General features: G+C 31.7%; 2 protein-coding genes. Both read left to right on the forward strand.

All coding sequences use genetic code 11. The features are described from left to right. The first annotated feature begins 343 nt into the window (after window positions 1-343). A complete protein-coding gene (locus tag N2712_07940) occupies window positions 344-1,309 on the forward strand; it encodes a class I SAM-dependent methyltransferase (GenBank protein ID MCX8029907.1) in 966 nt (321 codons plus the stop codon). Between the two features lie 243 nt (window positions 1,310-1,552). Continuing rightward, the coding region (locus N2712_07945; protein MCX8029908.1) for a hypothetical protein at window positions 1,553-1,902 on the forward strand (350 nt) is incomplete at its 3' end.

The raw sequence follows: 1,902 nt of genomic DNA on the forward strand, positions 1-1,902 counted from the left end.
GAGATGTGTATAAGAGACAGAAGTTGAGCAGATGATAAGTCATCTCAAGAGAAGAGGAGTGAGTTGGTTAGAAGTGAAGGATGTGAAAGTAGCTAGGAGTTTGGTGATGATAAGCACATTGGGATTTGTAATGTTTGAGCAGAATAAGGATAAAAAATTTTTCGTTTTTTGTCTTTGGTATTTTTACTACACTTGCAGAGAGGTATTCATCAAAACAACAAGTATTTACAAGCATTACATACATTTTTTGAAAACCTTCGTCAGATTTTGACAATTTCAATGAATATGTGTAAGAATTGCTAAAAGTATATTCAAATATCCAAAACATAATAGGAGGTTAATTATGGAAAGGTGTCCATCTTGCGGTAATGAGATTAATGATAATGAATACATAAGAGATTATTTTTCAGAGGAAATAAAGGTAAATTATAAACTGTATCATTGTCCTAAGTGTGAAATGGAGTTTTGGGCTCCTCTTGAGTTTGTTCGTAGCATATATGAAGAAGAGGTTTTACCAAGTCACTCATATACTAGAGAGATTGGAAGTTTTGGTGATCTATCGCCCAATCACAAATACTTTGTGAAGCGTTTTATGAAAAGATTAAAAGGAGATATTAGTTCAAATAAGCTCTTGGATGTAGGTTGTGCAACGGGGTCTTTTATTAAGTACATGGAGAAAGAAGGTTTTGAAGTTTTTGGGATAGATATTGATCCTAAAAGTATAGAGTTTGCTAAAACAGATTTGATGTTAAAAAACGTATATTCTTTATCTTTGGAAGAGTTTGTTGATTATTCGGTCAATAATGATCTCAAGTTTGATGTAATTACTTGTTTTGAAGTTCTGGAACACCAGACAACTCCATTAGAGTTCTTAAGTCAGGTGAGGCAAATTCTCAACGAAAATGGGATATTTTTAGGTACAGTTCCTAACAGGGAGAGAGCATTTGTAGAGATGACAAGATCTATATCAAAATCTGAAAACTATGATTTCCCTCCACATCATTTTCTTTGGTTATCAGCTAAATCTCTAAAGACAATGTTAGAGAGGAATGGTTTTGAGTGTTTGGTTGAGGAAACTAAAGTTGATTATAGTACTTATGCCGATAGGATATCAAACCTTATGTATTTTCTAACCAAAATAAAAATTTTTGACTCTGACTATGTGCGTAGTTTGAACCAAAAAAGTTTAACTCTAGCAATAGCAAAAGTGATTAGATACGCTTTGATTTACCCCGTTACATTTTTTGCTAAACATATATATGAAGCAATGGGAGGATTTGGATTATTCTTCTATTGTAAGAAGAGGTAGGACTTTTGAAGTATATAAGAACATAAATTTATTCAATAGGAGTTGTTTTAGGAATAAATGTATGAGTGTATCTCTTTTTTATTCAGTTTTTATATAGGTTGAAGACTTTTAAACACGTTCTTCATTGATTAGAAAACCAATAGTTTCTTTATAAAGAATATATTTATGTGTTTGAGCATCTTTAAAGTTGTTTGTATTAGTTGCTTAAAGTCTTTTAACCTAAAACTACTAGAGAACATAAAAATGAACTTATCTAATATATACTGTAATTCACTACATTGGAAACCAGACTTCCTCAAAATTCGTTTCAGATCAGCAAAGGTACTATTACTACTATACTTCGTTGTGATTCCTACATCAATGGTTTCTTGTGGTAGTTTGGGTAGCGAATACTTTTCGCATAATTTAAGTGAGAATGAAAAATTAATGCCTTCTTTATCAAAAGTTGAATACTTTAACGGAAGATTGAATTTCGTAATGTCATTCGCTTCAAACAACAATTTGTTCCTAAATATCAACGGTAGGTTATTCAAATTGGGTAACTCTTCGCTTGAGAGAGTTTTGTTATCCAGCATAACTAACAACTATGGGGT

It is taken from the genome of Brevinematales bacterium, from assembly GCA_026415355.1.
In the GTDB taxonomy this organism is placed as follows: domain Bacteria; phylum Spirochaetota; class Brevinematia; order DTOW01; family DTOW01; genus SKYB106.